This is a genomic window from Phenylobacterium sp. (assembly GCF_036723115.1).
Classification (GTDB): domain Bacteria; phylum Pseudomonadota; class Alphaproteobacteria; order Caulobacterales; family Caulobacteraceae; genus Phenylobacterium.
The window spans coordinates 1-3,794 of sequence record NZ_DAIMHV010000204.1; the positions used below are offsets into that span (position 1 = coordinate 1).

Consider the following 3,794-nt stretch of genomic DNA (forward strand, 5'->3'; position numbering starts at 1 on the left):
GGGCCGAACGGGTCGGGGCGGAGGTGCGGCTGGAAGCCGCTCCGGACCTCATGGTGCGGGTGCGTCCCAATGCGCTCAAGCGCGCCCTGTCCAACCTGGTGATGAACGCCGCGGCCCACGGCGAGACCGTGGCGCTCAGCGGTCGGCGCCTGCCCTCGGGCGGCCTGGAGATCGCCGTCGATGACGATGGGCCGGGCATTCCGGCCGATCAGTACGAGGACGCCTTCAAGGCCTTCAACCGGCTCGATGAATCGCGGAACCAGAATGTGAAGGGGGTGGGCCTGGGCCTGGCCATCGCCCGGGACGTGGCCCGCGGCCATGGGGGCGAGGTGATCCTGAGCCGCTCAGACCTGGGCGGCCTTCGCGCGGTGATCCGCCTGCCGGCTTGACGGGCCGCGCCGGGGCGTCAGCCGCCCAGTTCGCGCGAGCGACGTGCGGCGGCGGCCACCGCCTTTTCCAGCAGGGGCCCGAGGCCGTCCGCCCCCATCAACACCTCCAGGGCGGCCTGGGTGGTGCCGCCGGGCGAGGTGACCTGGCGGCGCAGCTCAGCCGGCTCGGCCTGCCCCTCGGCCAGCAGGGCGGCCGCGCCGGTCAGGGTGGAGCGGGCGAGCGAACGGGCGACCGAGGCCTCAAGTCCCGCCGCGACGCCGGCGGCCTCCAGGGCCTCCACAAAGGCGTAGAGATAGGCCGGCGCCGAGCCCGAGACCGCGGTGGCGGCGTGCATCAGTTCCTCGTCGGCCAGCTCGACCACCGCGCCCACCGAAGAAAACAGGTCTCGGGCCGCCGCCGCGGCGTGGGAATGGGTGGCGAAGAGGCTGGCCGTGCCCTGGCCGATGGCCGCGGCTGTGGTGGGCATGATCCGCGCCACCGCCCGGCCGCCGAACGCCTCGGAAATCGCACCAGAACCCACGCCTGCGGCCACGGAGATGATGACCGCCTCGGGGGACAGCCCCGCCGCAAGCCCGCCCACCGCCTCGCGCCAGATCTGCGGCTTCACCGCCAGGATCACGATGCGCGCGGCGGCGATCGCCTCGGGCGCCGGATCGAGGACCGCGCCCTCGGCCACGGCGGCCATGGCCTCCGGCCCCGCCTGGGGATCGCGGATCATCAGCCGGTCCATGGGAAAGGCCGCCGCCCGTCGCCAGCCGGCGATCAGCGCCCCGCCCATGCGGCCGGCGCCCAGCATCAGGATGGGTCCCATGCGGTGTTCCTTCAGGACGTCGAAGGCCGGGTCGCCCGCCGTCCGGCTCAGGCTTCGCCGACGGTCTCGAACATGCAGGCGGCCATGGCCTCGGCCGGGTTCTTCGCGCCGCGCACCAGGAAGTCGAAGGCCGGGAAGAAGCGGTCGGCCGCCTCCACCGCGATGTCGATCATGGCCGCGGCCTGGGCGAGGCTCGGGCGCTCGGCGCTGGTCAGCGCCATGGCGTGGCGGAAGACGATCTCGCCATCGTCCCAGACCTCATAATGGCCGAGCCACAGGCGCTGATTGACCAGGCCCACCAGTTCGTGAGCCGCCGGGCGCTGAGACTTGGTGACCACATGGCCCACCGCCAGGCACAGCTGCAGGCAGTCGGCTTCCGGCCGCCAGGCGAACCACATTTCGTAGTCCTTCCAGTCCCCGGCCAGGGTGAAGGCCAGGTCGCCGTCCTCGGTGCGATCGAACTCCAGGTTCTCGGCCGTCAGCACGTGTTCCACCACGTCCAGAGGGTCGAGACCGAGGACCACATCCTCGTCGTGCTGGGGCATGTCCATGGAACCCACGGTCCTTTCGCTGCGGCGCGCCGGACAAGGTCCGGACGACTCACCAACAGTCATCGAAACTAATCTGCTTCGCCAGTGGCCTGTCACCGGCTTCTTCCGGGGCGCGAGCCCCTTTCGCGCATTCGTGATGGCGCCTGTTTCAGTCCTGGGCGGCCGGGCTGCGCAGGGCCGCCAACTCCGCCCGCAGGGCGGCCACCTCGGCTTTCAAGGCCTCGAACTCCTCGCGACGGATCAGGTCGAGTTCGGCCGCGGCCCGGTCGGCCTGGGCGCGGAAGGCCGCCTTGGCCTCGTCCCCGGCGGCCTGGGCCATGCCCATGGCCGCGGTGGTCAGCTTGGCGATCTCGTCGAGGAAAGGGTTCTGGGTCTGCATATCCGGCTCGAAGCGCGCGGCCTGTTCTTCGCCGCACGGCGGCAATATGGGGCGCCGGGGGATGAAAGCGAAGACCTTCTGGGCTAAACAGACCCCGAATTGGCCGGAGACCCCTCGTGCCCTTCCCCGACTTCGACCCCGTCCTGATCCAGATCGGGCCCTTCGCCATCCGTTGGTACGCTCTGGCCTATATCGCCGGCATCCTGATCGGCTGGCGCTATGTGGTGGCCATGGTGCGCAACGATCGGCTGGCGCCCGCGCGCGGCCCGGTCGCTTCGCCGGCGCAGATCGACGACCTCATCCTGTGGGTGACGCTGGGCATCATCGCCGGCGGGCGCCTGGGCTATATCGCCTTCTACACGCCCGAGGTGATCTGGACGAACCCGCTGGAAATCCTCCAGGTCTGGAATGGCGGGATGAGCTTCCACGGCGGCGCCCTGGGGGTGATCATCGCGGTGATCGGCTTCTCGCGGGCCAACGGCCTGGACCTGTTCCGTCTGGGGGACGTGGTGGCCGCCTGCGTGCCCATCGGCCTGTTCTTCGGCCGCATCGCCAACTTCATCAATGGGGAGCTGTGGGGACGGCCCACGGACCTGCCCTGGGGGATCATCTTCCCGGGCGCGGGGCTCGAACCCCGCCATCCCAGCCAGCTTTATGAAGCGGTGCTGGAAGGGATCGTGCTGTTCATCATCCTGCGCATCGCCACCCACCGGGCCCTGTGGCTGGAGCGCCGGGGCGCGGTGGCGGGTCTGTTCCTGGTGGGCTATGCGGCCTTCCGCACCCTGGTGGAACAGGTCCGCGAGCCCGACGCCTATCTGCCGGACTTCCCCCTGGGTCTGACCATGGGGATGATGCTGAGCCTGCCCATGATCCTGGGCGGCGTCTGGCTGATCTGGCGGGCCTTCCGCGAGCCGGTCCCCGCGGCCCCTCCGACGGCGGCGACGGCGGCTCCGGCCGCGCCCGCCGCTGTGGTGGCGATGGAGAGCGAGGGCGAAGACCCCTTCCGCATCCGCCCGGCGCCGGGGGCCGATGAGCCTGCGTGATCGGCTGGTGGCGCAGATCGCCGCCGGCGGCCCCCTGACCATCGCCCAGTACATGACCGCCTGCCTGCATGACCGCCAGGCGGGCTACTACGCCACGCGCCCGGCCCTGGGCGCGGGCGGGGACTTCATCACCGCCCCGACGATCAGCCAGATGTTCGGCGAGCTGATCGGCCTGTGGGCCATCGCCTGCTGGCGGGCCATGGGATCGCCCGCCCCCGTTCGCCTGGTGGAGATGGGTCCCGGCGACGGGACCCTGATGTCGGACCTGTTGCGGGCCGCCCGCACCGCCCCGGATTTCCGGGCGGCGGCCGAGATCTGGCTGGTGGAGGTTTCGCCCCCCCTGGCCGCCGCCCAGGCCGAGCGTCTGACGGGCGCCCAGGTCCGCTGGGTCGGTCGGCTGGAGGACGTGCCCCGTGGCGCGCCCCTGATTCTGGTGGCCAACGAAGTCCTGGACTGCCTGCCGGCGCGTCAGTTCGTGCGCACGCCGCAAGGCTGGGCCGAGCGGCTGGTGGCGGCCGACACGGCGGGCGACCTGGCCTTCGCGCTTTCCAAGCCCCTCGCCGCCCCCCTGGCCCCCGCCACGGGGGCGGCGCCTGCCTCGGCCATCGTGGAGGTATCCG

General features: G+C 71.6%; 5 protein-coding genes and 1 pseudogene. 3 read left to right on the top strand and 3 right to left on the bottom strand.

What is annotated here, in order from left to right:
* Positions 1–389: sensor histidine kinase (locus V7D28_RS14380; RefSeq protein WP_333588071.1), on the top strand; the 389-nt coding region annotated here is incomplete at its 5' end.
* Positions 390–406: 17 nt separating this feature from the next.
* Here V7D28_RS14380 and proC read toward each other — a convergent pair.
* From proC to V7D28_RS14395, 3 genes are all read right to left on the bottom strand, one after another.
* The gene (gene proC, locus V7D28_RS14385; RefSeq protein WP_333588072.1) at positions 407–1,201 is read right to left on the bottom strand and encodes a pyrroline-5-carboxylate reductase; all 795 of its coding nucleotides are present in this window, start codon (positions 1,199–1,201) and stop codon (positions 407–409) included.
* A 47-nt stretch (positions 1,202–1,248) separates the two neighbouring features.
* Positions 1,249–1,752: a YbjN domain-containing protein gene (locus V7D28_RS14390; RefSeq protein WP_333588073.1), complete on the bottom strand. Its 504-nt coding sequence runs from the start codon at positions 1,750–1,752 to the stop codon at positions 1,249–1,251.
* 148 nt (positions 1,753–1,900) lie between these two features.
* Complete coding sequence (locus V7D28_RS14395) at positions 1,901–2,131, bottom strand: accessory factor UbiK family protein (RefSeq protein WP_333588074.1); 231 nt, start codon at positions 2,129–2,131, stop codon at positions 1,901–1,903.
* Positions 2,132–2,247: 116 nt separating this feature from the next.
* Between V7D28_RS14395 and lgt the strand changes: the two are divergent.
* Together lgt and V7D28_RS14405 are read left to right on the top strand one after the other, a co-directional pair.
* Positions 2,248–3,048: pseudogene (gene lgt, locus V7D28_RS14400) on the top strand (prolipoprotein diacylglyceryl transferase); the annotation flags it as partial.
* Positions 3,049–3,160: 112 nt separating this feature from the next.
* The coding region (locus tag V7D28_RS14405; RefSeq protein WP_333588075.1) for an SAM-dependent methyltransferase at positions 3,161–3,794 on the top strand (634 nt) is incomplete at its 3' end.

What these genes read in the sequence shown, in the direction of transcription:
- V7D28_RS14390 (WP_333588073.1), bottom strand. Translation starts at nt 1,752, where the DNA reads ATGGACATGCCCCAGCACGACGAGGATGTGGTCCTCGGTCTCGACCCT.
- V7D28_RS14395 (WP_333588074.1), bottom strand. Translation starts at nt 2,131, where the DNA reads ATGCAGACCCAGAACCCTTTCCTCGACGAGATCGCCAAGCTGACCACC.
- proC (WP_333588072.1), bottom strand. Translation starts at nt 1,201, where the DNA reads ATGGGACCCATCCTGATGCTGGGCGCCGGCCGCATGGGCGGGGCGCTG.